The organism is Streptomyces sp. NBC_00637, from assembly GCF_045161545.1.
Taxonomy (GTDB): Bacteria; Actinomycetota; Actinomycetes; order Streptomycetales; family Streptomycetaceae; genus Streptomyces.
Genome location: NZ_CP109046.1, coordinates 4,581,824 through 4,607,463, shown reverse-complemented (window position 1 = coordinate 4,607,463; position 25,640 = coordinate 4,581,824). Strand labels below are relative to the sequence as shown.

General features: G+C 71.8%; 27 protein-coding genes and 1 pseudogene. 15 read left to right on the top strand and 13 right to left on the bottom strand.

Annotated features, from left to right (window positions below):
- Positions 1 to 60: 60 nt before the first annotated feature.
- The 3 genes from phoU (at position 61) to OG440_RS20265 (ending at position 1,665) form a co-directional block, all read left to right on the top strand.
- Positions 61 to 804 (top strand): phosphate signaling complex protein PhoU, encoded by a 744-nt coding sequence (phoU, locus tag OG440_RS20275; protein ID WP_406008211.1) that lies wholly within the window; start codon positions 61 to 63, stop codon positions 802 to 804.
- Positions 805 to 1,062: 258 nt separating this feature from the next.
- Complete coding sequence (locus OG440_RS20270; protein ID WP_189921217.1) at positions 1,063 to 1,221, top strand: hypothetical protein; 159 nt, start codon at positions 1,063 to 1,065, stop codon at positions 1,219 to 1,221.
- Positions 1,222 to 1,416: 195 nt separating this feature from the next.
- Positions 1,417 to 1,665 (top strand): SCO4226 family nickel-binding protein, encoded by a 249-nt coding sequence (locus OG440_RS20265; protein ID WP_406008210.1) that lies wholly within the window; start codon positions 1,417 to 1,419, stop codon positions 1,663 to 1,665.
- Between the two features lie 85 nt (positions 1,666 to 1,750).
- Here the strand turns inward: OG440_RS20265 and OG440_RS20260 are convergent, their stop codons facing one another.
- Positions 1,751 to 2,587 carry a DUF4232 domain-containing protein gene (locus OG440_RS20260; RefSeq protein WP_406008209.1) on the bottom strand — a complete coding sequence of 279 codons (837 nt, stop codon included), beginning with the start codon at positions 2,585 to 2,587 and terminating at the stop codon, positions 1,751 to 1,753.
- 584 nt (positions 2,588 to 3,171) lie between these two features.
- On the opposite strand from OG440_RS20260, the gene OG440_RS20255 reads away from it, so the two are divergent.
- The 5 genes from OG440_RS20255 (at position 3,172) to OG440_RS20235 (ending at position 5,794) form a co-directional block, all read left to right on the top strand.
- Positions 3,172 to 3,813: a hypothetical protein gene (locus OG440_RS20255; RefSeq protein WP_406008208.1), complete on the top strand. Its 642-nt coding sequence runs from the start codon at positions 3,172 to 3,174 to the stop codon at positions 3,811 to 3,813.
- A gap of 3 nt (positions 3,814 to 3,816) precedes the next feature.
- Positions 3,817 to 4,233: a phage holin family protein gene (locus OG440_RS20250; protein WP_406008207.1), complete on the top strand. Its 417-nt coding sequence runs from the start codon at positions 3,817 to 3,819 to the stop codon at positions 4,231 to 4,233.
- Positions 4,209 to 4,886 carry a DUF3618 domain-containing protein gene (locus OG440_RS20245; protein WP_406008206.1) on the top strand — a complete coding sequence of 226 codons (678 nt, stop codon included), beginning with the start codon at positions 4,209 to 4,211 and terminating at the stop codon, positions 4,884 to 4,886. Before OG440_RS20250 ends, OG440_RS20245 begins: the two co-directional genes overlap by 25 nt.
- 396 nt (positions 4,887 to 5,282) lie before the next feature.
- Positions 5,283 to 5,516, top strand: coding sequence for a hypothetical protein (locus OG440_RS20240; RefSeq protein WP_406008205.1), 234 nt, complete (start codon positions 5,283 to 5,285; stop codon positions 5,514 to 5,516).
- Between the two features lie 44 nt (positions 5,517 to 5,560).
- Positions 5,561 to 5,794, top strand: a complete 234-nt coding sequence (locus OG440_RS20235; RefSeq protein WP_406008204.1) for a hypothetical protein — start codon at positions 5,561 to 5,563, stop codon at positions 5,792 to 5,794.
- A gap of 311 nt (positions 5,795 to 6,105) precedes the next feature.
- On the opposite strand, the gene OG440_RS20230 is transcribed toward OG440_RS20235, so the two are convergent.
- On the bottom strand, positions 6,106 to 6,867 hold the full coding sequence (locus OG440_RS20230; RefSeq protein WP_406008203.1) for a phosphoglyceromutase: 762 nt from the start codon (positions 6,865 to 6,867) through the stop codon (positions 6,106 to 6,108).
- A 198-nt stretch (positions 6,868 to 7,065) separates the two neighbouring features.
- On the opposite strand from OG440_RS20230, the gene OG440_RS20225 reads away from it, so the two are divergent.
- Entirely contained in the window at positions 7,066 to 8,460 is a 1,395-nt protein-coding gene (locus tag OG440_RS20225; protein ID WP_406008202.1) for an MDR family MFS transporter, read from the top strand.
- Between the two features lie 34 nt (positions 8,461 to 8,494).
- Here OG440_RS20225 and OG440_RS20220 read toward each other — a convergent pair whose 3' ends face one another.
- Positions 8,495 to 8,956 (bottom strand): DUF2000 family protein, encoded by a 462-nt coding sequence (locus OG440_RS20220; protein ID WP_406011402.1) that lies wholly within the window; start codon positions 8,954 to 8,956, stop codon positions 8,495 to 8,497.
- Between the two features lie 121 nt (positions 8,957 to 9,077).
- On the opposite strand from OG440_RS20220, the gene OG440_RS20215 reads away from it, so the two are divergent.
- Entirely contained in the window at positions 9,078 to 9,875 is a 798-nt protein-coding gene (locus tag OG440_RS20215; RefSeq protein ID WP_406008201.1) for an AraC family transcriptional regulator, read from the top strand.
- Positions 9,876 to 9,887: 12 nt separating this feature from the next.
- Here OG440_RS20215 and OG440_RS20210 read toward each other — a convergent pair whose 3' ends face one another.
- Together OG440_RS20210 and mshA are read right to left on the bottom strand one after the other, a co-directional pair.
- Entirely contained in the window at positions 9,888 to 10,391 is a 504-nt protein-coding gene (locus OG440_RS20210; protein ID WP_406008200.1) for a YbjN domain-containing protein, read from the bottom strand.
- Entirely contained in the window at positions 10,384 to 11,721 is a 1,338-nt protein-coding gene (gene mshA, locus OG440_RS20205; RefSeq protein WP_406008199.1) for a D-inositol-3-phosphate glycosyltransferase, read from the bottom strand. Before mshA ends, OG440_RS20210 begins: the two co-directional genes overlap by 8 nt.
- 332 nt (positions 11,722 to 12,053) lie before the next feature.
- Here mshA and OG440_RS20200 point away from each other — a divergent pair, with 332 nt between their 5' ends.
- The 3 genes from OG440_RS20200 (at position 12,054) to OG440_RS20190 (ending at position 16,047) form a co-directional block, all read left to right on the top strand.
- Entirely contained in the window at positions 12,054 to 12,872 is an 819-nt protein-coding gene (locus OG440_RS20200) for a class I SAM-dependent methyltransferase (RefSeq protein ID WP_406008198.1), read from the top strand.
- 265 nt (positions 12,873 to 13,137) lie between these two features.
- The gene (locus tag OG440_RS20195) at positions 13,138 to 14,229 is read left to right on the top strand and encodes an NlpC/P60 family protein (RefSeq protein WP_406008197.1); all 1,092 of its coding nucleotides are present in this window, start codon (positions 13,138 to 13,140) and stop codon (positions 14,227 to 14,229) included.
- Positions 14,230 to 14,532: 303 nt separating this feature from the next.
- Positions 14,533 to 16,047 (top strand): PP2C family protein-serine/threonine phosphatase, encoded by a 1,515-nt coding sequence (locus OG440_RS20190; RefSeq protein WP_406008196.1) that lies wholly within the window; start codon positions 14,533 to 14,535, stop codon positions 16,045 to 16,047.
- A gap of 215 nt (positions 16,048 to 16,262) precedes the next feature.
- Here the strand turns inward: OG440_RS20190 and OG440_RS20185 are convergent, their stop codons facing one another.
- From OG440_RS20185 to OG440_RS20175, 3 genes are all read right to left on the bottom strand, one after another.
- A complete protein-coding gene (locus tag OG440_RS20185) occupies positions 16,263 to 16,607 on the bottom strand; it encodes a DUF2516 family protein (protein WP_406011401.1) in 345 nt (114 codons plus the stop codon).
- Positions 16,608 to 16,774: 167 nt separating this feature from the next.
- Positions 16,775 to 17,455 (bottom strand): hypothetical protein, encoded by a 681-nt coding sequence (locus tag OG440_RS20180; protein ID WP_406008195.1) that lies wholly within the window; start codon positions 17,453 to 17,455, stop codon positions 16,775 to 16,777.
- A gap of 86 nt (positions 17,456 to 17,541) precedes the next feature.
- On the bottom strand, positions 17,542 to 17,970 hold the full coding sequence (locus OG440_RS20175; protein ID WP_406008194.1) for a helix-turn-helix domain-containing protein: 429 nt from the start codon (positions 17,968 to 17,970) through the stop codon (positions 17,542 to 17,544).
- Between the two features lie 65 nt (positions 17,971 to 18,035).
- Between OG440_RS20175 and OG440_RS20170 the strand changes: the two are divergent.
- Positions 18,036 to 18,290, top strand: a pseudogene (locus tag OG440_RS20170) (capsule biosynthesis protein CapD); the annotation flags it as partial.
- A 56-nt stretch (positions 18,291 to 18,346) separates the two neighbouring features.
- Here OG440_RS20170 and OG440_RS20165 read toward each other — a convergent pair.
- From OG440_RS20165 to OG440_RS20150, 4 genes are all read right to left on the bottom strand, one after another.
- A complete protein-coding gene (locus OG440_RS20165; RefSeq protein WP_406008193.1) occupies positions 18,347 to 20,476 on the bottom strand; it encodes a HelD family protein in 2,130 nt (709 codons plus the stop codon).
- 62 nt (positions 20,477 to 20,538) lie between these two features.
- Positions 20,539 to 21,171: a TetR family transcriptional regulator gene (locus tag OG440_RS20160; protein ID WP_406008192.1), complete on the bottom strand. Its 633-nt coding sequence runs from the start codon at positions 21,169 to 21,171 to the stop codon at positions 20,539 to 20,541.
- Positions 21,172 to 21,264: 93 nt separating this feature from the next.
- Positions 21,265 to 23,412, bottom strand: coding sequence for an aminoglycoside phosphotransferase family protein (locus OG440_RS20155; RefSeq protein ID WP_406008191.1), 2,148 nt, complete (start codon positions 23,410 to 23,412; stop codon positions 21,265 to 21,267).
- Positions 23,413 to 23,668: 256 nt separating this feature from the next.
- Positions 23,669 to 24,550 (bottom strand): winged helix-turn-helix domain-containing protein, encoded by an 882-nt coding sequence (locus OG440_RS20150; protein ID WP_406008190.1) that lies wholly within the window; start codon positions 24,548 to 24,550, stop codon positions 23,669 to 23,671.
- A 169-nt stretch (positions 24,551 to 24,719) separates the two neighbouring features.
- On the opposite strand from OG440_RS20150, the gene OG440_RS20145 reads away from it, so the two are divergent.
- The gene (locus tag OG440_RS20145) at positions 24,720 to 24,905 is read left to right on the top strand and encodes a hypothetical protein (RefSeq protein ID WP_406008189.1); all 186 of its coding nucleotides are present in this window, start codon (positions 24,720 to 24,722) and stop codon (positions 24,903 to 24,905) included.
- Here the strand turns inward: OG440_RS20145 and OG440_RS20140 are convergent.
- Positions 24,892 to 25,623, bottom strand: a complete 732-nt coding sequence (locus OG440_RS20140) for an HAD family hydrolase (protein ID WP_406008188.1) — start codon at positions 25,621 to 25,623, stop codon at positions 24,892 to 24,894. The genes OG440_RS20145 and OG440_RS20140 overlap by 14 nt on opposite strands.
- Between the last annotated feature and the right edge of the window lie 17 nt (positions 25,624 to 25,640).

The window sequence follows — 25,640 nt, the reverse complement described above, 5'->3', positions numbered from 1 at the left end:
CGGTTCTGGCCCCCGGAACCGAACCCGAACCCCAAGCACGACGTACGAGAGGGAACCCTGATGCGGGACGCGTACCACGAGGAACTGGACTCGATCGGCGACAGCCTGGTGGAGATGGCCCGGCTGGTCGGGTCGGCGATCGGACGCGCCACGACCGCCATTCTCGACGCCGACCTGAAGCTCGCCGAGAGCGTCATCGAGGCCGACAAGAGGGTCGACGAGCTTCAGCACGACCTGGAGGCACGGGCGATAGCGCTGCTGGCCCGGCAGCAGCCGGTGGCGACGGACCTGCGGATCGTGGTCACCTCGCTGCGGATGTCGGCCGACCTGGAGCGCTCGGGCGACCTGGCCCAGCACGTGGCGAAGCTGGCGCGGCTGCGCTTCCCGAACCGCGCGGTCCCGCAGGACCTGCACGCCACGATCCTGGAGATGGGTCAGCTCGCCCAGCGCCTGATGGCGAAGGCGGCGGAGGTCGTCGTCACCAAGGACGTCGACCTCGCCCTCCAGCTGGAGTCGGACGACGACGCGATGGACCTCCTGCACCGCACGCTCTTCCAGCACCTGCTGGACGACCGCTGGAAGCACGGCATCGAGACGGCCGTCGACGTCACCCTGCTGGGCCGCTACTACGAGCGCTTCGCCGACCACGCGGTGGCCGTCGCCAAGCGCGTGGTGTTCCTGGTGACGGGCGAGCACGCGGACGAGCTCCAGCCGGAGATCCAGCCGGACATCCAGCCGGCGACCGGAGCGGGAAAGCGAACCGCGACAGGGACCGGGACGGGGACGGCGGCCGAGGGGGTCTGACCCCGACGGCGGTCCGGCCCGGGTCCCGGTCCCGGTCCCGGCGGGTGACCGCGGTCCGGCCGGGGCGGGCCGACCGTGGATCCGGCCGGGGCGGGTCGACCCGGGTCCGGCCGGGGCGGGTGATCGCGGGGTCGTCCGCCGGGGGCGTACCGGGTCCCCGCAGGGCGTGTGCAGGCCCCTGTGCGCCGTTGAGCCGTTGATGCGCCCAGCGGAACGGGCATGCAATGGGCACAGGTCCAACGCCTCCGGGAGGAACCCATGGCCGAGTCCCCCACCACTCCCACGCCCGACCCCGCACAGGAACGCCCGACCGAGCAGCCCGCCGAGATCAGGAACCTGATGCTCATCGGCGCGTGCGGCTGCGGTTCCGGGTGCGGCTGCGGGTGCCAGTCGGGCAACCCCTGCCAGTGCGGCTGAAGCCCACCGACGAACGTGTGGGAACGAGGGGCCCGGCGCCGTCATCGGCACCGGGCCCCTCGCCATGCCCTCGCCATGCACGCTCACCCCGCGTCCGGTCGCAACGCGGGGAGCGCGAGCGCAGCATGGAGGTACAGGCCCGCGGGCACAGGCAGGTACACGGGCACGGCGAAGACCGGAAGGGGGCGGGCAGTCATGACCCGCTTCATGGACGTCCACCACGGCATGCAGGGCATCACCGCCGACCAGCTCCTCGAAGCCCACCAGGCGGACCTCGCCGTCGAGGGCGAAGAGGGCGTGCACTTCGACCGGGCCTGGGCGGACCCGGAGTCCGGAACCGTCTACTGCCTCTCCGAGGCACCCTCGGCGGAGGCCGTTCTCCGCGTGCACGAGCGCACCGGCCACAGGGCGGACGAGATCCACCCGGTGCCGTTGACGGTGTGACAGCGCTCGGAACCTCCGCCGGGGGCGACAGGGGCGAGGACGGGGACGGTGACAGGGCCGGGGACGCGGATGGCCCGGACCGGCCTCAGGAAGGCTCGACCGCCGATACGGCGGTGACGGTCACCGTGTTGTCGCACTCGGCGAACTGACCGTCGTCCAGGGCCACTTGGTGCTTCCCGGCGCCCGGCAGTCCGACGACGATCGTGGGGTACACCCTGGGCTCCGCACCGGATTCGCAGTACCCGTCGGCCTCTCCCTGCACCTGCACGAACGTCAGCTTCACCCATGCGCTGCCCCCGGGAGCCAGCTTCACCGGCGAGGCGGAGCCCGTGGTCGTGACGGTGAGCGGGAAGTTCTTCTCGGGAGAGCCGTTGCCTGCCCCCGCGACGGTCGGGTGGCCCTTCAGGACACACGCCTTGGCCGAGGTGTTGGTGAACTCGACGACCGCCGCCCCCGTCCCCGTACCGTCGGGCCGATCGGCGGCCTGCCGGGCGGCGGCCTTCAGGCTGCCCGCGGAACAGCCCGGCGTGGTCCCGGCCGAGCTGTCCACGGCGGGCGTCACGACAACGGTGCTCGCGGCGGGCGGCGCGCCGGAAGGAGACGTCACGTGGGCGGGAGTCGCGGAGACGGGACTGCCGGACGCGGGACTGACGGACGGACCGGCGGACGCGGAAGAGGCGGACGCGGGGGTGCCGGACGCGGGAGTGGCCGAAGCGCTGGGGGACTTCCCCGCGTCGCATCCCGTCGTCATCAGAGCGGCGGAGGCCACGACGGCCGTCATCACGGCGGCCCGCATCCCGAACCTGTTCCAGCGCATGTGCCCGCTCCCGTGCCTGTTCGCGTTCCTGTTCGCGTTCTCGTTCGTGTTCGCGTCCGTGGTGGTGTTCTCGTCCGTGGTCGTGGTCGTGTTCTCGTCCCGCATGCTGCTGCCCCCGATTCCGAATCGCCGAGGGCGTCGGCCCCCGGCGACCATCCGCCTGCGTGTCATCCGTCAGGACCGACAGAACGGGCAGCTCAGGGGTTCTCCCGCGGACCGACCTGTGACGCACCGGTGACGATAACCAGCCAGATCGACCGAACCCCGCACCTTTGAACCCCCGGTGAAGGTGGCGTCGGCCTGCCCGCCTCGCCGCCCGGCCGCCACCGGGTGACCCGGGGCCCCGCATCCGACCCCGAGGAACCGCGCACCGTACTGCTCCGGGAAGCCCGACTCCTCGTCGGCTACCGCGACGGCCCCCTCGCTCGCACCTCGGACGGCGCCCCCGGAACACCCCGGCCGGGCGCTCACGAAGCGAACGCTCTCCCCGAACCACCCCGGCCGGGCGGCCCCACCCCGCACGCGGCCCCCGCCTCACCCCGCCCCGGCGACCGCGCCCGGACCGCGCCGGCCTGACCGCCTCCGTCATCCGCCCCGAAATTGTTTCCCGAGGGGTGTGAATCCCCTCAAACCAGTCACTCGATTACATAACGGACCGGAAAGTACACGGTCGTGAGGAGGAGTGGCTGATGAGCGAGGCAGTGCAGGGCGACACGACGAGGTTGCGGCAGGCAGGAGAGACGGCCAAGACGGAGGCATCCGCCACCGCCGATCAGGCCCGGCAGGCCGCGGGACAGGTCACGGACACCGCCGTGGATCAGGCCAAGGCCGTGGCGGGTGAGGCACGACAGCAGGTGGGCGCGGTCGCCCACGATCTGCGGAGCCGTGCGATGGACGAGGCCGACGAACAGGCCAAGCGGGCCGCCGGCTCACTGCGCCAGTGGGCGGACGACCTGAACGGGCTGGCGGAGAACGCCCGGAGCGACTCGCCCGCCCGTAGCCTCGCGGCCCAGGCGGCCGCGGGCGGACACCGGGCGGCCGACTATCTGGACCGGCAGGGAGTCGACGGCGCCCTCACCGACGTACAGGACTTCGCCCGCCGACGTCCCGGCATGTTCCTGGGCGGCGCGCTGCTGGCAGGGCTGGCCGTCGGGCGGCTCGTGAAGGTGGCGTCGAAGTCCGACGGGGCCGCCGAGAAGCGGAGAGAGCAGCCCGCGGCGACGGCCGAGGGACGCCCCACGGCGCTCCCGTCCGGTCCTCCGCCGGAGATGCAGCCGGCCGCCGGCATGCCCCCGGGCGGTGCTTCGGCTCGCCCGTATCCGGAGGTGTGACAGATGTCCTCGCTCTTGTCCCGCCAGATGGCGGCGCATCGGGAGGACACCTCGGTGGGTGAACTCCTGTCCGCCGTGACCTCCGACGTCCAGACCCTGTTCCGGCAGGAGCTCGAACTCGCCAGGACCGAGGTCAAACAGGAGGCGACCAAGGCCGGTAAGGCGGCCGGCATGTACGGCGGCGCGGGATTCGCCGGCTACATGGTGCTGCTGTTCCTGTCCCTGGCCGCCGTGCTGGGCCTGTCCAACGTGATGGACGGCGGCTGGGCCGCCCTGATCGTCACCGCGGTGTGGGCCGTGGTCGGCGCGGTGCTGTACCAGAAGGGCCGCGCCCGGATGCGCACCGTGGAACCGAAGCCCGAGCAGACCGTCGAGACGCTGAAGGAGAATGCGCAATGGGCACGTCACCCGATCAGATGAGGGCCGAGATCACCGCCACCCGGGATCGGCTGTCCGCCGACGTGGACCGGCTCGCCGACCGTGCCAACCCGCGCCGTATGGCCCGTCGCCGCACCCGCAGGATGCGCGGCGCGGTCTCGGGCATGCGGGAACGGGTCATGGGATCCGCCTCCCAGGCCGCCCAAGAGGTCGGCGGCGGCGCGCAGTCGATGGCCGGGTCGCTGCAGGAGGGCACCCAGCAGGCGGTCGGCACCGCGCGTGAGGCGGCCGGCCAAGCCGGTGAAGCCGTACGGCAGGCCCCGGAACAGGCGATGCGCCAGACCCAGGGCAACCCGCTGGCCGCCAGTCTCATCGCGTTCGGCGCCGGCATGCTGGCGGCCTCGATGCTGCCCGCGTCCCAGCTGGAGCAGGAGAAGGCCGCCGACCTGATGGAACGCGGCGGCGACATGCTGGAACCGGTCAAGCAGGCCGCCCTCGACTCCGCGCAGAACCTCAAGGAAGGCGCCAAGGAGACCGCACAGGGAGCGGCGCAGGAGATCAAGGACACCGCCGCGGAGGCCGCGCGCACCACGCAGGACGAGGCCCGCGACCAGACCACCCAGGTGACCGACCAGGCACGTGCATCAGGAACCCAGATAGCCGACAAGTCCCGGCAACAACCCGGCCAAGGCTGAACCCACCGCCCCAGCACCACCGCCCCACCCCTACAGACCCATCACCACGCAGGTCCCACAGCGGGGACCACATCGACGAGCCTGCCGACCCGCGGCAGACCACGGAGGCCGCAGCCGCGTCTTCGCGATGTGGTCCCCGCTCTGTTCGCGCTGTTGCCCGTGATTCCGGGTGACCCGGGTGACCCCCATGCCTCTCACAGGCGTGACGTCGGTAGGCCCTGAATGACGTGAACGACTGAGCAGATCGATTCGCCGAGGTTCGGCAGTGAGCGCCCGGGTACGCGCCCGTTGGTGTCGGACGGTGGCGACGGTCATCGCGGGCGGCTGTGACGGGCACCCCGTCCTCTTGCCCGTGTCGGATGGCGCAGGAAATCGAACACATGATTGAATTTCGTCATGCGACGGTTCCCCGACGATCTCGTCCAAGCGCAGCAGGAGTGGTGCGCCACCTACCGGCAGCTCGCTGCCCGGCCGGGTCGCACAGAGCTTCGGCGGCGTCTGCTTCGGCTGTCCACCCAGGTGTTCTTCCACCCCTACTGGCAACAAGGGCGCCCCAGCCCCACGGCGTGGTGGGAACTGCGGCACCCGGAAGGCGCGGCAGCGGATGTACGCGAGCGGCTGACCGGATGACGGGCCGGGACGCAGGGCCACATGCCTCGGACGACCCCGAAGACATGCCCGGACCGAGCCGCGTGATCGTGGACCCGCCCTCCCCCAAGGGCGGCCGGCGCGTTCGCGTGGACGGCGAGATCCTCGGACTGGCTCACCACGTCGCCGACGTCGCGGAGTTCCTCCGCCGCGCCGGGCTGGAGATCGACCCGGCGGAGATAGCGGGTTCACCCTGGATCGACTGGCGCGGCACCGGGCCCGAGCACTGGGACCCCGAGCCGAACGACCGACGTCCATAAGGCCGCGCATCGCGCAAGCCAAGTCGCGGCAGCCTCAGCGATCGGTCCGCCGTCGGCGGCCTGACGCAGGTTCCTGCCGTGATTCCCACCTCCGTGTCCGAGGAGGACGCGGCGGCAGCCGTCTCAGCCCTCCGCGATGCCGGGGCCGGGCAGAGGCGAGAGAACAGCGGCGAGAGAACAGCCGGAGCCGTACTTTCTGAAGCACTGAGCGGTTCCGAACAACCGGCTGACGGCCCGAGGGTCGGCCCAGCCCCACCAAAAAGCCCCCGCCCCGCGAGGAACTCGCAGGTCGGGGGCCCAAAGGGTGTTGCCTACTTCTTCTTGCCCTGGTTCTTGACCGCTTCGATCGCTGCTGCTGCCGCGTCCGGGTCGAGGTAGGTGCCGCCCGGGGTGAGCGGGTTGAAGTCGGCGTCGAGTTCGTAGGCGAGCGGGATGCCCGTCGGGATGTTCAGGCCGGCGATGTCGGCGTCGGAGATGCCGTCCAGGTGCTTGACGAGGGCTCGGAGCGAGTTGCCGTGGGCGGCGACCAGGACCGTGCGGCCCGTCAGGAGGTCCGGGACGATGCCGTCGTACCAGTACGGGAGCATGCGGACGACGACGTCCTTCAGGCACTCCGTGCGGGGGCGGAGCTCCGGCGGGATGGTCGCGTAGCGGGCATCGGAGGCCTGGGAGAACTCGGAGTCGTCCGAGAGCGGCGGGGGCGGGGTGTCGTAGGAGCGGCGCCAGAGCATGAACTGCTCCTCGCCGAACTCCGCGAGGGTCTGCGCCTTGTCCTTGCCCTGGAGGGCGCCGTAGTGGCGTTCGTTCAGGCGCCAGGAGCGGTGGACCGGGATCCAGTGGCGGTCGGCGGATTCGAGGGCCAGCTGGGCCGTGCGGATCGCGCGCTTCTGGAGCGACGTGTGGACCACGTCGGGGAGGAGGTCGGCATCCTTCAGGAGTTCGCCACCGCGGACCGCCTCCTTCTCGCCCTTCTCGTTGAGGTTGACGTCCACCCAGCCGGTGAACAGGTTCTTCGCGTTCCACTCGCTCTCGCCGTGACGGAGGAGGATCAGCTTGTACGGTGCGTCGGCCATGCGTATGAGCGTAATCCACCGCTCCGATCCGTTGTGCGCCCGCTCGTACCGCGGACAGGCCGCGGACAGGCCCTCTGACGGTTGACGGGATCTGTTAATCGAGTGGCCTCCGACGCTTCGCCTCTCGTAAGTTCTGAGCGCTGCCTGAGCCACTTACATGCGCCGGCTACGAAGCCGCTTGCCTCCGGGGGATCCGTCATGTCCGTCGCCGTCCTGAGACGTGCCGCCCGCGAGACCCTCTCCGGGCTGCCCCGCGAGTTCTGGTGGCTGTGGACCAGCACCCTCGTCAACCGGCTCGGCGGCTTCGTCGCCACCTTCATGGCGCTGTACCTGACACTCGACCGCGGATACTCCGCCTCCTACGCCGGGCTCGTCGCCTCGCTGCTCGGGCTGGGCGGGGTCGTCTCGTCGCTCGGCGGCGGGATGATGGCGGACCGGCTCGGACGGCGGCCCACACTGCTGGTCGCCCAGACCGCGACGGCCGCCTCGGTGGCGCTGCTCGGGTTCGTGGAGCATCCCGTCGCCATCGCCGGCGTCGCCTTCCTGGTCGGGATGGCCTCCAACGCCTCCCGGCCGGCCGTGCAGGCGATGATGGCCGACATCGTGCGACCCGAGGACCGGGTCCGCGCCTTCTCGCTCAACTACTGGGCCATCAACCTCGGATTCGCCGTCTCCTCCATGGGCGCCGGTTTCATCGCCGAGGTCAGCTACCGCGCCGGGTTCCTCCTGGAGGCCGGCATGACCCTCGTCTGCGCGCTCGTCGTCTTCCTCAAGCTGCCCGAGTCCCGGCCCGAACGGGAGGAGAAGGCAGTACGGGAGGACGGCGTCGGGCTGGGGGCCGTGGTGCGGGACGGACGGTTCATGAGCGTCGTCGGGCTGTCCTTCCTCGTCGCGCTCGTCTTCCAGCAGGGGGCCGTGGGGCTGCCTGTGGCGATGGGCGCGGCCGGGTTCACGTCGGCCGACTACGGCATGGCGATCGCCGTCAACGGCGTGCTCATCGTCGCGTTGCAGATCCCCGTCACCCGGTTCATCGAGCACCGGGACCCGCGCCGGCTGCTGGTCGTCTCCTCGGTGCTCGCGGGGTACGGCTTCGGGCTCACCGCCTTCGCCGGGTCGGTCGGCGTCTTCGCGCTCACCGTCTGCGTGTGGACCCTGGCGGAGATCGTCAACGCGCCGACCCAGACCGGGCTGGTCGTCCGCCTCTCCCCGACCCACGGGCGCGGGCGCTACCAGGGCATGTACACGCTCTCCTGGGCCGTGGCCTCGCTGATCGCCCCGGTGATGTCCGGTTTCGTCATCGACCGGTTCGGGGCGGAGTGGCTGTGGGCGCTGTGCGCGGTCGTGGGGACGGCGGCGGGAGTCGGCTACGCCGTGCTGATGCGGCGCCTTCCGGGGAGGGACGAGGGCCGGATCGACAGCCGGGTCGACAGCCCTGCCGACCGGGTCGGCCGGGACGAGCGGGTCGGCCGGGTCGCGGAGACCGTCCTCGGTGAGAAGACCGTCCTCGGTGAGAAGACCGTCCTCGGTGAGAAGACCGTCCTCGGCCGTGACAAGGCCGTCCTCGCCGGCGAGCCCGCGGCCGACGCCGTATGAGCGACGGGCGCCGCGCGGGCGGTGGACGCCGGTGTCAGGGGTGCATTCGTGCGCCCTTCAGGACCTTGTCCACCGCGTTCCTCGGGCCGTAGACCGCCAGACCCACGACATCCAGCCCGGCCGTCGGCACGGCGCGCACCGCCGCGCGGTTGTCGCGGTCGTTGCCGGTCGCGAAGAGGTCGCTCGTGAACACCGCGCGCGGGAGGGACCGGGAGAGCACGCGCGCGTGAGCGGCGGTCAGCGTCTCCTTCGTCCCCTCGAAGACGAGCACCGGCTGGCGGAACATCGACTGGTATCGCACGCCGTCCGCGTCCTCGTACGGCTCCCCGATCACCTCGGGGAGGGCCGTGCCGAGGCCGCTGACCAGGAACGCGGTGACGTTCAGGCGCTGCCAGGTCTCCAGGTCCTCGCGCAGCAGGACGGCGATCTTCGTGTCGAAGCGGACGGGGCCGGCGGCCGTGCCCGTGCTGACGCCTGTGCCTTCGGCCGTGGTCATGCTCGTGGCGGTGGCGGTGGCGGCGCTCGTGCCCGTGACGGTGCTCGTGGTCGTGTTCGTGCTCGTGGTCATACGGCGAGACTGCCGATCGTCGTACGACTTCGTCTTGTACGTTCTTTGCATGGCACCCCGGCAGGAAGTCTCCGCCTGGCGCCCCTCCGTCCCGGGCGTCGTGGAGGTCTTCCACGCCCACTTCACCGAGTACGCGTACCCGATGCACGTGCACGAGGCGTGGACGCTGCTGATCGTCGACGACGGCGCCGTACGGTACGACCTCGACCGGCACGAGCACGGCACCCCGCACGACACGGTGTCCTTGCTGCCGCCGCACGTCCCGCACAACGGTTCACCGGCCACCGCGGACGGTTTCCGCAAACGGGTGCTGTACCTGGACTCCGACGTGCTCGGCGTCGACCTCATCGGGGCCGCCGTCGACGCGCCCGACCTGCGTGATCCCGTGCTGCGCCGACGGGTCGGCCAGCTGCACTCCGCCCTCGTCCGGCCCGGCGACGAGCTGGAGGCCGGCAGCCGGCTGACGCTGATCGGCGAGCGGCTGCGGACCCATCTGCGAGCGGGGCCGCGCACCGCTGCCCCGCACCGCGACCCGGGCCTCGCCCGCCGCCTGCGTGAGCTGCTCGACGAACATGTCGTCCAAGGTCTGACGCTGGACGAGGCCGCCGGGCTCGTGTCGGCCCATCCGGCCCACCTGGTAAGGGCGTTCAGCGCGGCGTACGGCATCGCGCCGCACCGGTACCTCACCGCCCGCCGGGTCGACCTCGCCCGCCGGCTGCTGCTGGACGGGCGGCCGCCGGGTGAGGTCGCGGCTGCGGCCGGGTTCTACGACCAGGCTCATCTCACCCGGCATTTCCGGAAGTTGGTGGGGGTCACGCCCGGGCGCTACGGGGATCGCCGGACATGAGCGGTTCCGGGGTCAGTCGGCCGGGCGTTGCGTCAGATGCGCGAACGCGTCCAGGTTGCGCGTCGGTTCGCCCCGGGAGACCCGCCACTCGTACTCCCGGCGGATAGCACTCGCGAAGCCCAGCTCCAGGAGCGTGTTGAAGGCGCCGTCGGCGGCCTCCAGCGTCTGGCCCATGAGGCGGTCGATCTCGTCGGCGGTGACCGAGGCGAGGGGGAGGCGGGCGGTCACATAGACGTCGCCGAGCCGGTCGACGGCGTAACTCACGCCGTACAGCTTGAGGTTGCGCTCCAGGAGCCAGCGGTGCACGCCGGACTCGTTCTCGTCGGGGTGCCGGACGACGAAGGCGTTCAGGGAGAGGGAGTGGCGACCGACGATGAGGGAGACGGTCGTCCTGAGTTTGCGGGTGCCGGGCAGCTGGACCACGAAGGTGCCGGGGGCCGGGGTCTCCCACTCCAGCTCCGCGTCCTTCAGGAAACCCTCGATGACCTGTGCGGCCGTCTTCTCCACGTCACCCATGCTCGGAGCGTACGCGACGGCGGTGGGACTGGGCCGCGGCCGTGTAGACGTCGGCGGTGGCGGCGGCCGCGGTGTCCCAGCCGAAGGACTGGGCGTGCGCGGAGGCGGCCGCGCCCATCCGGTGGGCGAGGTCGGGGGCGTCGGCGAAACGCGCGAGCACGCGCGCGTAGGCGGCTGGATCGTGGCCCTGTACGAGGAAGCCCGTCTCGCCGTCCCGCACGGCCACCGGGAGCCCGCCGACGGAGGCCGCGAGCACCGGGGTGCCGGCCGCCTGCGCCTCTATGGCGACCAGCCCGAAGGACTCGCTGTAGGAGGGCACGACCAGCACCGAGGCCGCCCGGAACCAGTCCGCGAGCTGGTCCTGGCCGACCGGCGGACGGAACCGTACGACGTCGGCGATGCCGAGCCGGGCGGCCAGCTTCTGCAGGCCCTCCGGCTTGGCGAGGCCACTGCCGCTGGGGCCGCCGACGACCGGGACGACGATGCGGGAGCGCAGCTCGGGGCGCTCGTCGAGCAGGACCGCCACCGCGCGCAGGAGCACGTCGGGAGCCTTCAGGGGCTGGATGCGGCCGGCGAAGAGGGGGACGAGCGCGTCCTGGGGCAGGTCCAGACGGGCGCGGGCGGCGGCCCGGCCGTCCGCCGGGGTGAAGCGCTGGAGGTTGACGCCGGGGTGCACCACCGCGACCTTGCCGGGGCCGGCGTGGTAGTGCCGTACGAGTTCGTCGGCCTCCTCCGCCGTGTTGGCGATGAGGCGGTCGGCGGCGGCGACGATCTGGGTCTCCCCGATGACGCGGGCGGCGGGCTCGGGGGTGTCGCCGTCGGCCAGGTTGGCGTTCTTGACCTTGGCCATGGTGTGCATGGCGTGCACCAGGGGGGCGCCCCAGCGCTGGGCGGCCAGCCAGCCGACGTGGCCGGAGAGCCAGTAGTGCGAGTGCACGAGGTCGTAGTAGCCGGGGCGGTGACCGGCCCAGGCCTGCATCACCCCGTGCGTGAAGGCGCACAGCTGGGCCGGGAGGTCTTCCTTGGCGAGGCCCTCGTAGGGGCCGGCGTCGACATGCCGGACGAGGACCCCGGGGGTCAGCTCGACCGTGGGCGGGAGGCCGCCGGTGGTAGCGCGCGTGAAGATCTCGACCTCGATGTTGATCGCGGCGAGGCGCTGCGCGAGCTCGACGATGTAGACGTTCATGCCGCCCGCGTCGCCGGTGCCGGGCTGGTGGAGCGGAGAGGTGTGCACGGAGAGCATCGCGACGCGGCGGGGGCGGCGGTGGAGCCTGAGCCGCGAGGGTGCCGCCGAAGAGCGACGCCCGAGCCTGTTGGTGTACTGGCTCACGGGGCGTTCCTCCTTGCTGCGGGCATGCCGGAAAGAGGGTTTCGGGGCCCTCCAAGGGGGAGCAACACCGAAGCGAGGCGTTCCCATTCCGTACAGGTTTCGGAAAGGAGCGTTTTTTGCACAGTCATTACCGCATATCGCTCAACCGTTCGAGGGCGGTATGCGTTGCGGCTGCCGGCGCGGGGCCCGCGATTCCCCGCCCCGCCCCGCCCCGCCCCGCCCCCCCTTCCCGTACTTCCCTTACTTCCTTGCCTCCTCTCCCCTCCCCTCCCCTCCCGAGCGAAGGGGGACTCCGGGCGGGCCGAGGGCGGGGCCGCACTACCCTCGTAGGCATGACCTCCCGCGCCCCCGCCCGCCCTGTGGGCACGGTCACGCGCGGGACGACGAACCCCAACCGGCTGCGCCGCATGGACCGCTGGATCGCCGCGACGCACGGCGCCGAGCTGCGCCGCGCCGCCGAGCCGCTCGCCGTCGACCTCGGGTACGGGGCGGCGCCCTGGACGGCCGTCGAGTTGCTCAGGCGACTGCGTTCCGTCGCGCCCCGCACGCGGGTCGTGGGCGTCGAGATCGAACCCGCCCGGGTGGCGGCCGCCAAGCCGTACGCGTGCGACGGGCTGGACTTCCGGCACGGCGGTTTCGAGATCCCGGTGTCCCGGCGGCCGCACCTCGTACGTGCCGCCAATGTGCTGCGGCAGTACGACGAGGACGAGGTCGCCGCGGTCTGGCAGCGGCTGTGCGCGCGGCTCGCTCCGGCCGATCCGGTGACCGGGTCCCACGGCGGTCTGCTCGTCGAAGGGACCTGCGACGAGATCGGACGCCGGCACGTATGGGTCGCGCTCGGTCCGGAAGGGCCGCGCACGGTCACCTTCGCGGCCCGGCTGGGTTCCCTGGACCGGCCCTCGGACCTGGCGGAGCGGCTGCCCAAGGCCCTGATCCACCGCAACGTCCCGGGTGAACCGGTGCACGCCTTCCTGCGCGACTTCGACCGCGCCTGGGCAGCCGCCGCGCCCTACGCCTCGTACGGCGCGCGTCAGCGGTGGATCCGCGCGGTGCGGGATCTGACGGCCCACTGGCCGGTGACGGACGGACCGGCGCGGTGGCGGCAGGGGGAAGTGACGGTGCGGTGGGGGGCGTTGGCTCCCCGAGCCTGAGCCGACCCGTGACCGAGCCGAGGCCGCCCCCCCCCGGTGCCGGATCCCCGCCTCTACCCGGATCGCCGGGAACGATCTCCGTGAGTCGTTCGTCACACTGACGGGGAGATCGTCATGGCGGGGTGGCGAAGAGGGGAAGGACTGCTTCGGTCGCCGTACCGCTCCCGCGTTCCGTCGTCACCTCTGTCGTTTTCGGCCGTGACGTGGCACGATCCCCCGGGCACCGTAAGTTACTGACGGTTAATCAGGGGTTGGGGGACGGGGTATGGGGACGGGCAAGCGCGGCCTGCTCGCGGCGGCTGTGACGGTGGTCTGCGCGGTCACCGTGCTGGGCGCACCCGGCACCGCGTTCGCCGACCCGGACCCCACACCGTCGCCGTCGGCGAGTTCCACGGCCCCGCCGCTACCCTCCACCGCGTCCAACAAGGATCTCGAGGCCGTCCGCACCCAGCTCGAGGCGCTCTACCACGACGCCGCGGTCGCCACCGACGCCTACAACGCGGCCGAGGAAGCGGCGAAGAAGCAGTCCGCGGAGATCGTCGAGCTGGCCAAGAAGATCGTCGCGGGCCAGGAGAAGCTGGACGACCTCAAGGACCGCGCGGGTGCGGCGGCGCGCGCCCAGTACCGCACCGGCGGCCTGCCGGACGAGGCCCGGTTGATGCTGACCGAGGACCCGTCGGAGTTCCTCGACGGCGCGGGCCGGGTGCTCCAGGGGCAGCGCGCCACCAAGGGCCTGATCAGCGAACTCACCCGTACCCAGCAGGACTTGGAGCAGTACGCCAAGGACGCCTCCACCCAGTGGCAGAAGCTGGAGGCCGGCCGCAAGACGAAGGCGGCCGCCCAGAAGAGGATCGAGAAGCAGATCGCGGCGGCCGAGAAGCTCGAGTCCCGGCTGGAGAAGAAGGAGAAGGAGCGCCTCGAACAACTGGAGGCGCAGGTCGCGCTCGAGGCGCAGACCGCCTGGCTGGACACCGGAATTCTCCAGGAGATCGACAGCGCGGCGTCCGTCCAGGGCAAGAAGGCGGTGCAGTTCGCCACCGCCCAGATCGACAAGCCGTATGTATGGGGCGCGGAGGGGCCGGACAGCTTCGACTGCTCCGGACTGACCTCCGAGGCCTGGAAGAGCGCCGGGCAGCCGATACCGCGCACCTCGCAGGAGCAGTGGAAGCAGTTGCCGCACATCGCCGTCGCGGACATGCGCCCCGGCGACCTGATCATCTACTTCGCCGACGCGAGCCACGTCGCGATGTACGTGGGCGACGGCGCGATCATCCACGCCCCGCGACCGGGCCGTACGGTCACGCTCGCGGGGGCGGGCTCGATGCCGATACTCGGGGTGGTCCGGCCCGACGCGTGAGGCGGGGCGCGCAGTGCCGGGCGGCCGGGTGCCGGGCGGCTCCTCGCGAAGCCGCTCTTCACGTGACCCAGGCCACCTTCGCCCCGTCACCAAACCCCGCGCCGACGTGACGTTCGTCATCCCCGCACCACACCCGCCCTGCCCAAATGCGGGACAGAACGCGGCATATGACAGTGGCCAGAGATCAAGCGGCCTGCTTCACACCATTCCGTTGCGGCACCTTCTGCCGCTATGGTCCCCGTCGGTGGGTCGAGGTCCCTCGTCCCCGCCATGCCCTCGGGGGGAGGGAAGGAACTCGAGACGATGCCCGTACCCGTACCGCGGCAGAGAGCGATCCCGGCCGTGGAAAGTGGTCAGGCGCAGGCCGCGCCCGCAGTCGGCGGCCCTTCCAAGGAAACCGTTCGCAACGAGGCGACCACGGCCGAGAACCGGAACAACGCCGCGCACCACCACAGCGCGCTCAACGCCACGCCCGCCGACGGCGTCCACCCAGGCGTGAGCACGACCAGCGTGAGCACCACCGGCATGAGCACCACCGGCATGAGCACCACCGGCAGCACGAGCACGACCGGCAGCGTGAGCGCCACGAGCGTCAGCGCCACCGGTGCGGGCCCCGCTGTGGGTACCGCGCACACGACCCTCACCCTGCTGCTGATCGAGGACGACCCCACGGCCGCGCCGATCGTCCACGACCTGCTCGACGCGGACGGCAAGCCGATCCGGGTACGCACCGCCCGCAACCTCACCGAGGCCGAGCGGTTGCTGACCCATGACGTGCACTGCATCCTGCTGGACCTGGCGCTCCCGGCGCCCGGCAAGGCGGGCGAGACCGACGACGAGCTCACCGTCCTGCGGCACGTGCTGCGGCTCGCCCCCCGGCACGCCGTGCTCGCGCTCACCGCGTCCGGCGACGCCGAGCGCGGCGCCGAGGCGGTTCGCGTGGGCGCCCAGGACTACCTCTACAAGGACGAGCTGGACGGCCGGCTGCTGAGCCGCGCGATCCGCTACGCCGTGGAGAGGAAACGTTCCGACACGGCCGAGCGACGGCTGGCCGAGGGCAAGCTGCGCGCGCAGGAGAACGCCCGGCTGGAGCGCGGGCTGCTGCCCACACCCCTCCTGGAGGGCTCCCCGCTGCGCTTCGCCGCCCGCTACCGCCCCGGCCGCTCACGCGCGCTGCTCGGCGGCGACTTCTACGACACCGTGCGCACGCCGGACGGCACCGTGCACGCCATGATCGGCGACGTCTGCGGGCACGGCCCGGACGAGGCGGCGCTCGGCGTGGAGCTGCGCATCGCCTGGCGGGCGCTGACGCTGGCGGGCCTGTGCGGGGACGAACTGCTGAACACGCTTCAGCAGGTGCTGGAACACGAGCGCGACGACGACGAGATCTTCGCGACGCTGTGCACGGTGGACATCGCGCCCGACGGCCGCCGGGCGGGCCTGTGCCTGGCCGGCCACCCGGCACCGCTGATCGCCCGCCCGAACCGGCCCGCGCGGCTGCTGCCGTACGACAACAACGGCCCCGCCCTCGGCCTGCTGCCGGGCGCCCGCTGGCCGCGGATGCAGGTCGAGCTGGGCGCCGAGTGGAGCCTGATGCTGTACACCGACGGCCTGATCGAGGGGCGGATCGGCGAAGGCCGGGAACGGCTGGGCCAGGACGGCATGGTGGAGATGATCCGCCGCCAGCTCGCCGAGGGCCTGAGCGGCGAGGCGCTGCTGCGGGCCGCGGTCAACGAGGTCCGCCAGCTCAACGGCGGCGAGCTGACGGACGACGTGGCAGTGGTCCTGCTGGACCGCGTCCCGACGCCGACCGCGTAACCCGACGCCGCACCAGTACCCCGACGCCGACCCCGAGACAGCGCCCTGCCGCTCGTAACGGTCGCCGGTCGCGGGACGGACTCGTACCGGTCGCCGTTCGCCGGACAGAGCTGTGCCGCCCGTCCAGTTGATCGGGATCCCGCCGCGGAGCCCCCGTACGCGCGGCGCCCCGCACCCCGGGGTAGGGGCTGCGGGGCGCGGAAGGCTCTTGTGGGTCAGCGGCCGCCGTTGTACGGGCCGTACGGGCCGTCGCTGCTGCTGCCGCCGCGCCTGCGGCCCCAGCCGCCGCCACCGCCGGCCTGCCGGAGGGCGGGCCGTACGTCCACGAAGAAGACGATCGTGGCGACGAGTCCCGCGAGCTGGAGGAAGAGCATCGGCACCAGGAGGTTCACCGCCACCGCGATGCCCAGGATGATCAGCCAGAAACCCTTGTTCTGCTTGTCGGCGGCCCGGTAGGCGTCGTCACGGAACAGAGCGGCCATCACCAGCGCCACCACCGCGAGGACCAGCATGGCGAGGTAGAGCAGCCACAGCAGCCCGGCGAAGCCTTGGATCAGCACAACGTCCACCACCCGACTCGACGCGATTCGACTCGCTCGTCCGTCCTTACGCGGTCACCGTACCCGCAACCGCGCTTCCGCTACCCGTACAACGGGCCGGGCACCACCTGAGTGCCCGGCCCGTGCCTGTATGTCCTTGTCCGCCGTGTCCGTCCCGGCCGTCGGTCTCACTTGGCCGGCGGCGTGGTCTTCTTCGTCGCGACGGGCTTGCGGACCGGAGCCTTCTTGGCGGCGGCGGCCTTCTTCGCCTCGGCGGACTCGGACGGCGTCGCGGCCGCGGCGGGCTTCGGCGCCTCCTTGACCGCGACCGGCTGGACCACGGGCGCCGGCTTGGGCTCCGACTTCGGCTCGACCGCGATGGCGAGCTCCTCGATCTCCTCGGCGGCCTCGCCGCGCCAGGTCTTCACGGCCTGCTCGCCGTGCTCGGCGACCTTCTCGTACGTCTCACGGGCCTTGACGGCGTACTCGGCGGCGACGCCGACCCCGCGCAGCGCGAAGTCCTGGGCGGACTCGCCGAACTTCTTCAGGTCGGCGTCGAGCGTGCTGCCGATCTTCTTGAGGTCCCCGTCGAGGCTGCTGATGAAGTCGGTGACCTTGGTCTGGAGGGTCTCCTGCGCCTCCTTGGCCTTGGCGGTCGCCTCCTTGGCGCGGGCGCCGGCCTTCTCCTGCACGGTCTTGGGGTCGGTGTTGCGGACGGCCTCGAAACGGGCCGGGGCCTCGGTGCGCAGCTGCTCCACCAGACCCGGCACCTTCTTCGCCTGCTGGAGGGCCAGATCGGCGGTGCCCGCGGCGAAGTAGAACGGGGTGGGGTCGCTGAAGGTCTTGCGCAGGTCGTCGGTGATGGCCATGGTGAAGGTCCTCCCGGATTCACATACGTCGTATTCGGCTGAGGGTCGTGCAGGTCCGCAGCTCGGCGGCCGGTCCCCTGGTCCGGTCAACCGGCCGTCTGCTGCGGGTCGGCGTCGCTCTCGTGGTTCCGTGTGCCCGCCGCGCCGTCGCCGTCCGCGAATCCGTTCTCCTTGCGGAAGGACTCGTAGATCTGGAGCAGCACCTGCTTCTGCTGCTCGGTCAGCGTGGGGTCGGCGAGGACGACGGCACGGGTCGCCCCGTCCCGGTACTCCTCACCGTCCCGCTCCGCGTCGAGGATGCCGGCCCGCACGTACAGCGTCTCGGCGGAGATCCGCAGCGCCTTGGCGACCTGCTGGAGCACCTCCGCGCTCGGCTTGCGCAGCCCGCGCTCGATCTGGCTCAGGTACGGATTGGACACGCCGGCGGCTTCGGCGAGTTGCCGCAGCGACAGCTGCGCGTTGCGCCGCTGCTCGCGCAGGTACTCACCGAGATTGCCGACGTTGAGCGATGCCATGGCTCCACTGTGCACCAGTCTTGCTAACTATTGCAAGCACCTGCTTGCAATAGTGTGTCGCGCCACTCGTACGCCCCACTCCCGGCCTCAGCCTGATGTGGGCGGCTTCCGTCCGTCGGCACGAAACCGTCCGCGCGCCGTACAAGGAGACGGCCCTGCCGACCATCCCTCTCGCGGACGTCGCGTCGGTGGCACGGGTGGCGCTGACCGCGCCCGGCCATCAGGGGCGCACGTATGCCCTGACCGGTCCGGAGCCGGTGACACCCCGCCGGCAGATCGAGGCCATCGTCGCGGCGCCGGGCCGGGAGGTGTCCTTCGCCTCACATCCCTCCTTCTCACGTCTCCTTCCTCACGTCTCCCTCCCCACACCCCTTCCTCACGTCTCCCACGGCAACTCCCGTTCGTGCACCACCTCAAGTCGCGAGACCGCGCGGGTCAGCACCACGTAGAGCCGGTTCAGGCCGCGCTGCTCCGACTGTGCGATGGCCGCCGGTTCGACGGCGACGACGTGGTCGTACTCGAGGCCCTTGACGAGGGTCGCCGGGACCACCGTCACCCGGGCGGCCGCTCCCTCCGGGCCGTCCGGGGCGGCGGTCGGGATGCCGGCCCCGGTCAGGGCCGCGCGGACCTCGTCGGCCTGGGGGTCCGCGGCGATGACGCCGATCGAGCCCTCGTGCTCAAGCGCGTCGCGTACGGCGGCGACCACCGCGCGGGGCAGATCGCCGTCGGCCCGCCGGACGCGCAGTTCACCGTCCCTGCGCAGGGAGTCGGCGCGTGGCACGTCGACGTCGAGGAGGTCGAGGAGGCGGCCCGCGAGGGCGAGGACGGCGGCCGGGACACGGAAGCCCGTGGTCAGCGGGACGATCGTCGCGCCCGGCTTGCCCAGGTGGGCCATCTGCACCGGCCAGGAGTCCGCCGCCCAGGGGGTGGTGCCCTGCGCCAGGTCGCCGAGGACCGTGAGCGAGCCGAAGCGGACCCGGCGGGCGACCACCCGGCACTCCATCGGGGAGAGGTCCTGGGCCTCGTCGACGACGACATGGCCGTAACCCTGGGGACGGTCGAGGAGGCCGGCGATCTCGTCCAGCAGGACGAGGTCGGCGGACGACCAGCGCGCCGACCTCGGCGAACGGGGCGGGCGCGGCCGGCGCAGGGCCCGCTGCTCCGCGGCGTCCAGGAGGCCGTCCGCGGCCCGTGCCAACTCCTCGCCGTCCGTGAGGAGTTGTGCCAGGACCTCCTCCGGACGCGCCTTGGGCCACAGCGCTTCCACGCAGGCGCTCACCGGCCGGGCGCGTTCGATGCGGCGCGTCCAGGAGGCCGGACGCGGCCCGCTCCGGCGTTCCACCAGCTCCTGGATCCGGCGCACGATCCGGCTGCGCACCCGCTCGCGCCCGATCTCGTACGGCGGCTCCTCGGCGAGCACCCCGCTGACGATCTCCGCCAGCCGGTCGCCCGCGATCCGCCAGCGGTAGGAGCCGTCGGGGACGAAGAGGTCCTCGGCGCGGCCGGCCGCCACCCGTCCGTACACCGCCCTGCGCAGCACCTCGGCCATCCGGGCGTCGTGCTTGACGGCGGCGGTCCGGTCGGGGTCGGTCCCGGTGACCGGCCGGCGGGCGATCTCGTCGTGCAGGGTCGACTGCCGTACGCCGGTCTCGCCGAGGGAGGGCAGCACTTCGGCGATGTAGGAGAGGAAGGTGCGGTTGGGGCCGAGGATCAGCAGTCCGCCGCGCCGGATGCGCCGCGGGTGGGTGTAGAGGAGGTAGGCGGCCCGGTGCAGGCCCACGGCGGTCTTGCCGGTGCCGGGAGCGCCCTGCACGCACACGGACTCGGCGAGGTCCCCGCGGACGAGTTCGTCCTGCTCGGGCTGGATGGTCGCGGCGATGTCCCGCATCGGGCCGACCCGGGGCCGTTCGATCTCGCGGGCGACGATCCCGTCCGGGCGTCCCGCCCCGTCCCGCCCGTGCCGTCCGGCCCGCTCCACGTCGTCGAGGCGGCCGCCCGCGTCGAGGCGCTCGTCCTCCAGGCCGGTGAGGTCGGCGGATGCGCCCCGGCTGCCGGGGGCCCAGCCGAACCGCCGCCGGACGGCCACGCCCTGGGGGTCGCGGGTGCTCGCCTGGTAGAAGGCGCGGGAGACAGGGGCGCGCCAGTCGACGACGAGGGGCGGGGCGGCCGGGTGCTCGCTGATGCGGAGCCGGCCGATGTGGTGGGCGAGGCCCTCGTGCTCGCCGCCCGTGCCGTGCGCGAAGTCCAGCCGGCCGAAGAACAGGGGGCCGTCGGGCAGTTCGTGCAGGGCCTTGGCGTGGCTGCGCAGCCGGTAGCCGAGGACCTCGGCGTCGGCGCCGGAGGCGGAGACGTCCTCGCCGGTGACGACCTGGAGGTCGGCGCCGTCGACCATCGCGGTGAGAGCGGCCCGGCAGAGGTCGTGGTGGGCGCGTTCGTCGCGCAGCGCGGTGCCGAGATCCGGAGGGCTCTTCGGGTCGCCCTCGGGGGCCGGCTCGGGTGTCGTCATACAGCCAGGATAACGAATAACGTTACCTAGTAACGTTTTTTACCAGGTACCACCGAGCCGGGTCAGCCGGCGAGCTGCGGCAAACCCGCCGCCAGCGCCGCGAACGCCCGCTCCACCGCCGCCTCCGCGTCGCCCCGCACGTCCTCCAGCCGCTCCCCCTCCGCGATCCGCCGCCAGTTCTCCTCGGCGAGGATCCGCCGGACGGCGACGATCTGGCCGGCGGCCAGCCGGGCGTCGAGAGCGTCGGGCAGCTCGTCCGCCAGGGCGCCGGCGAGGGCGCCCTCCGAACGCTCCAGGTAGCCGTGGAGCCGCGCGACCAGGGAGGGCGTGCCGTAGAGCATGGCGTAGAAGGCACGCACGTGCGGGTGGTCGTTGAGGCCGGTGACGGGGTCGTCGGCGGCCAGTCCGGCGAGGAAGTGCCGGCGCAGGGCGGGCAGCGGTGCGACCCCCTCGGCCCGCGCCGCCGTGACGACCCGGGCCGACTCCTGCTCGTGGTCGGCGATCCGGTGCAGGACGAGGTCCTCCTTGGCCGGGAAGTACCGGAAGAGGGTCGGCTTGGAGATCTCGGCCGCCGCGGCGATCTCGGCGACGGACACCGCGTCGAAGCCGCGCTCGACGAAGAGCCGGACGGCGATGTCCGACACGGCCTGGTACATCCGCTGCCTCTTGCGCTCGCGCAGCCCGGTCTCGCTCATGGGCCGAGCCTACGGGGACCCCTGTCGCCCGACCCCGCTTCGTCCGGCCGCGTCGGGTTCACGTTCCGGCCGCGGGTCAGGTGCGGCCGCGGGTCAGGTGCGGCCGCGGGTCAGGGCCAGTTCGAGGTAGGGGTTGGTGGCCCGGGGGGACGGGAGGCCGAGGGAGGCGGTGGCCGCGGCCAGTGTCTCGGCGTAGGAGTCCACGGCCCGGCGGACGTTGGGGGCGTCCAGACCGGCCCCGGTGGTCAGGCGGACGAGGTCGATGTACGCCGAGCGGATGATCTCGATCCAGCGGTAGACCGACCAGTCCGTGCGCCAGTCCTCCGTGTACTGCTTCGGCAGCTTCTCCTCCCACCGCCGGAACATCCGGGCCCGGATCTCCGGCCGGGTCGGCGTCAGGTGCATGTGCCGGACCAGGTCGTAGAGCGGGTCGCCGACCAGGGCCATCTCCCAGTCGATGATGGTCAGCGCCCGGTCGTCGTCGCGGCGCACCAGATTCCACGGGTTGAGGTCGCCGTGCAGCAGGGCCGGGGTCCGCAGGCTCACCCGGTGCCGGGACAGGATCTCCCGCAGCCGCCGCTCGTCGGGAAGACCGAGCAGGCGGGCCAGTTGCAGCGACTCCTTCGGCAGGTCCCGTACGAGCCCGATCAGTTGTTCCTTGAGCCACTCGCAGAACTCGGTGACCCGGACACCCGTGTCGAGCAGCCTCTCGTCCACGCGGGTCAGCTCGCACAGTTGGTCGACCAGTGCGTCCGCCTCGTGCGGGAGCAGCCCGTTCACCGGGTGGACGGGCGGCTGGTCGATGCGGGTGCCGACGTACGTGTGAATGCTGAAGGCGTCGTTCGGGTAGCTCCTGCCCAGCGCCAGCACCTTCGGCGCCGCCACCCGCACCCCCGACTCCTGGATCGCCCGCAGGACGGCGTGCTCGCTGAGGTAGCTCGGCTCCAGCCGCGAGACGTTGGGCCGTTTGCGCCGTACGACCAGGGGGGTCGGCCAGCCGTCCACGCAGACCACGGAGTTGAGGTGCGCGGTCCCCTTGAACACCCGGCCCGCCGGAGCGGCTCCCTCGGCGAGCAGGGCCTCGCGCACGGCCGACCGCGGGAAGCGGGGGTGTTCGGGAAGGCGGTGGTCCGGCTCCCAGGCGGGGGCCTTCGTCACCCAGTCCGGGCCTCTGACACCCCGGTCCTCACGCGAGGCCAGCCAGCGGAAGAGCGCGCGGGCGATCTCGTCGTTGGCCGGAACGTCTCCGAGCCGCAGCGGCTCGGCGGCGGTCTCCAGGGCCCGGCGTACCTCCGCGGTGGCCTCGTCCATCGTCTTGCGCGTGGACGACCCCTGCAACGACCGCGCGGCTCGCATCACGTCCGGATAGACGGACTGCGCCCGCTCGAACGCGACGTAGTGGGGAAGGTCCTTGTGCAGGCCCTTGACCGCGGCGGGCCGGTACCGCCGCATGGCGGCGGCCCACGCCTCGATCACCTCGTCCCACTGGTGGTGCGGGTACCGCATGCGCACCAGGTGGGTGGCGAGGTCGTGCAGCGGGTCGCCGAAGGTGGCCAGTTCCCAGTCGACGCAGATGAGCGGCGGGTCGCCGGCGTAGGACACGATCAGGTTGTCGCGGTGCAGGTCCGCGTGCAGGAGGCTGTACGGCCGGCGGGTCATCGCGGGCACGCCCGCGGCCAGCCTCGGCAGAGCGTCGTCGGAGATGCCCAGCGCCTTGAACAGACCGCCGAACTCGTGCCAGTTGGGCCGGCGGATCTGTTCGTCCGCGCACAGGGCCAGGGTCTTCAGGAAAGCCTGGCTGTCGCTGTGGTTGGCGGGCCAGGAGCCGGGCAGCGGCGGCAGTGCCTGGCGACGCACCAGGGTCATCCGGGCCAGCAGCTCGGCCAGCGCCTTCACCAGCAGGGTGTCGACAGGCTTACCGTTTCCGCAGATGGTCGAGAGCGGTACGCCGTCCACATGGCTGTGGACGGCGTAACCCGGCGTCTTGACCAGGCACGCGGGTGCGTGTGACAGGGCGCCGTGGAGGGCGTCGAGGATCGCGGCCTCGTCGTGCCAGGTCCTGATCACCACGGGCAGCGCGTCCGATCGCCTGACGCGCACTATCACCGAGGTCCCCGGTGCCAGGCCGACCAGGGGCGCGACGTCCTCCGTCAGCGGCAGCACGTAGTTGCGGTTGTGATGGCCGCTGGACTCCTGGGTCGACGCGGCGGCCTCGAGGAAGGCCCGCAGCACTCCGGGCACGTCCTCGGTGGTCCGTTTCCCCAGGTGACGAGGGGAAACAAGGTGGTCGACCACTGGCCGCTCCGGTACTCGCGCTGGGCAGGGTAGGGCAAACGGTAAACGCGCCGCACGACCGGAGTGAGGATCAGCTGAGCCGAATGGTGGTTTTGCCACGCACTCACGTCGAGTCGTTCGAGACCGGCTTGTTCGCCGTCTCATACGTACGGACGGGAGCGATTGCTCGCGCGATTGAGGCATGCTAACGCAGCCGGACCGGCTATTCGGCGAGAAGGTTCCAGACGGAGTCGAACCACGCCTGCCAGGCGCCCACGAAGACGCTGCCCGGCGAGCTCGGGTCCTCGTCCTTCACCAGGTGGGTGAGCGTGGCCCCGAGCCCCAGCACGTCGAGAGCGGCGATCTGCTCGTCCTCGTCGTCCGCGCCCACGTCGATCTGCCGTTGGATCACCTCGTACGGACCGAGCAGCGCCTCGGTCTTGTTGACGAGGTAGAGCTTGAAGGCGGGGGTCAGGGGGGCGTGCCGGATCTCGACGTCGACCTCGACCCCCGGCATCTGGGACCGCACGAGTCCCAGCACCCCGCGCAGCGACTCCGTGTGGCGGTTCGTGATGTCGTGCAGACGTGTGCGCAGCCGGTCGTCGTCCTTGTCGCCCTTGGCCCTCGGGTAGGGCAGCGCCAGCTTCTCGGAGGGCAGCAGCATCCGCAGACCGATGTGCCGGGGGGCGATGGACCCCTGGAAGATCCGCTCGGCCTGCAACCGGATGTGCGCGTCCAGCGACTCGGACGTCAACGTGTAGACGTCCAGCGTGACCTCCGGTTGCTCGAAGGCCTCGCTGAGCACCGGTCCCAGCGTGGCCCCCCGCCCCTGCCGGAGGACTTTCGGTGGGGAGGACTCGGCCTTCCGCGTCTTGATCACCCGGGACCCACTGCCCTGACGGGACTCGATCCAGCCCTCGTTGACGAGTTCCCGCATCACGCGGGAAATGGTGTCGCGGGAGACGCCGAACTCCTCGGCGAGGTTCCGCTGGGGCGGCAGGAAGGAGCGCAGCGAATACGTCCCGTCCGTCATCCGGGCACGTAGTTTGTCGGCGACCCGGTGGAACTCCCGGCCGCCACTGTCACCACCCTGCTGCGCTTCCACACACCGACCGTACCGCCACCCGTCCAATGGCAAACCAATCTCAGTCAAGTCCCGCACAGAGCAGGCCGATTAAGGATCAATCAGGCAGGGGAAATCCATTCCAAGTCAAGCAGTCCAATTGGACCGGGACTTGCATGGTTCACCGAATCTGGCAGGAAGGCGGAAGGCCATGCTCCTGTTATCGGCACTCTGGGAACTCCTGGCGTTCTGCGCGGGGTTGACGGTGCAGGCGAAGCTGGGGGCGGTGGGCGTGATGCTGCTCTGCACCGTGGCCGTGGGCGTGCGGGCCCGGCACGACGTGCTCGCCTTCGGGGCGGCCGTCGTGCTCGTCCTGCTGCTGTTCAGAGCTCCCTGACCGCCTTCAGGACCGTCCCCAGCGAGTTCACCACCACCGTGGCACCCGCCTCCCTGAGCATCTTCTCCTTGCGCTCGTTACGCGCGTAGCCCAGGAAGGGCACGCCGGCCTCGCCGGCGGCCTCGAAGTCGGAGGGGGCGTCGCCGATCATCAGGGCGGTGTCGGGTGCCGATCCCATGGCGCGCAGGGCACGGTTCAGGCAGTGCGGGTGGGGCTTGAGGAGACACAGTTCCCGGCTGCGGCCGTAGATGTGCGGCGCGAAGCAGGAGGTGAGCCCGCGGCTCGCCAGGTAGGCGGTCGCCGCCTGCGGGGAGTTGTTCGTGGTGATGGCCAGCCGCAGCTTCCGTGCGACCAGCGTGCGTATCAGGGGGTCCGCCCATGCCGTGGGCATCGCCGTGGACGTCGCCTTCAGTTCCTCCTGGGTGAGGCGCTCCTCCAGCTCCGCGAGCAGGTCGCTGCCCGGATGCCTGCGGTCCACCGCGTGCAACACGACGTGCGGATCCGGCGACTCCCGCTCGGACTCCCGCAGCAGGCCGCGCAGACCCCGCCCTTCGAGCCATTCCACGAGGCCGTCGGCCACCTCGTGCGCCGGGTGACCGGCGAAGAGCCGGCAGATCGGCCCGTCGAAGTCCCACAGGACAACCCTCGCGCGGGTGATCAACTCCCGCACTTCCTCGATCCCGTCGCCCGTGTCTTCGTTTCCGGTGTCGGCTGCCACCTGCTCAGTCTGCGTCG

Bases quoted from the DNA above. Each gene is read 5' to 3' on its own strand.
- phoU (WP_406008211.1), top strand. From the start codon at position 61: ATGCGGGACGCGTACCACGAGGAACTGGACTCGATCGGCGACAGCCTG.
- OG440_RS20270 (WP_189921217.1), top strand. From the start codon at position 1,063: ATGGCCGAGTCCCCCACCACTCCCACGCCCGACCCCGCACAGGAACGC.
- OG440_RS20265 (WP_406008210.1), top strand. From the start codon at position 1,417: ATGACCCGCTTCATGGACGTCCACCACGGCATGCAGGGCATCACCGCC.
- OG440_RS20260 (WP_406008209.1), bottom strand. From the start codon at position 2,587: ATGCGGGACGAGAACACGACCACGACCACGGACGAGAACACCACCACG.
- OG440_RS20255 (WP_406008208.1), top strand. From the start codon at position 3,172: ATGAGCGAGGCAGTGCAGGGCGACACGACGAGGTTGCGGCAGGCAGGA.
- OG440_RS20250 (WP_406008207.1), top strand. From the start codon at position 3,817: ATGTCCTCGCTCTTGTCCCGCCAGATGGCGGCGCATCGGGAGGACACC.
- OG440_RS20245 (WP_406008206.1), top strand. From the start codon at position 4,209: ATGGGCACGTCACCCGATCAGATGAGGGCCGAGATCACCGCCACCCGG.
- OG440_RS20240 (WP_406008205.1), top strand. From the start codon at position 5,283: ATGCGACGGTTCCCCGACGATCTCGTCCAAGCGCAGCAGGAGTGGTGC.
- OG440_RS20235 (WP_406008204.1), top strand. From the start codon at position 5,561: ATGCCCGGACCGAGCCGCGTGATCGTGGACCCGCCCTCCCCCAAGGGC.
- OG440_RS20230 (WP_406008203.1), bottom strand. From the start codon at position 6,867: ATGGCCGACGCACCGTACAAGCTGATCCTCCTCCGTCACGGCGAGAGC.
- OG440_RS20225 (WP_406008202.1), top strand. From the start codon at position 7,066: ATGTCCGTCGCCGTCCTGAGACGTGCCGCCCGCGAGACCCTCTCCGGG.
- OG440_RS20220 (WP_406011402.1), bottom strand. From the start codon at position 8,956: ATGACCACGGCCGAAGGCACAGGCGTCAGCACGGGCACGGCCGCCGGC.
- OG440_RS20215 (WP_406008201.1), top strand. From the start codon at position 9,078: ATGGCACCCCGGCAGGAAGTCTCCGCCTGGCGCCCCTCCGTCCCGGGC.
- OG440_RS20210 (WP_406008200.1), bottom strand. From the start codon at position 10,391: ATGGGTGACGTGGAGAAGACGGCCGCACAGGTCATCGAGGGTTTCCTG.
- OG440_RS20200 (WP_406008198.1), top strand. From the start codon at position 12,054: ATGACCTCCCGCGCCCCCGCCCGCCCTGTGGGCACGGTCACGCGCGGG.
- OG440_RS20195 (WP_406008197.1), top strand. From the start codon at position 13,138: ATGGGGACGGGCAAGCGCGGCCTGCTCGCGGCGGCTGTGACGGTGGTC.
- OG440_RS20190 (WP_406008196.1), top strand. From the start codon at position 14,533: ATGCCCGTACCCGTACCGCGGCAGAGAGCGATCCCGGCCGTGGAAAGT.
- OG440_RS20180 (WP_406008195.1), bottom strand. From the start codon at position 17,455: ATGGCCATCACCGACGACCTGCGCAAGACCTTCAGCGACCCCACCCCG.
- OG440_RS20175 (WP_406008194.1), bottom strand. From the start codon at position 17,970: ATGGCATCGCTCAACGTCGGCAATCTCGGTGAGTACCTGCGCGAGCAG.
- OG440_RS20165 (WP_406008193.1), bottom strand. From the start codon at position 20,476: ATGACGACACCCGAGCCGGCCCCCGAGGGCGACCCGAAGAGCCCTCCG.
- OG440_RS20160 (WP_406008192.1), bottom strand. From the start codon at position 21,171: ATGAGCGAGACCGGGCTGCGCGAGCGCAAGAGGCAGCGGATGTACCAG.
- OG440_RS20145 (WP_406008189.1), top strand. From the start codon at position 24,720: ATGCTCCTGTTATCGGCACTCTGGGAACTCCTGGCGTTCTGCGCGGGG.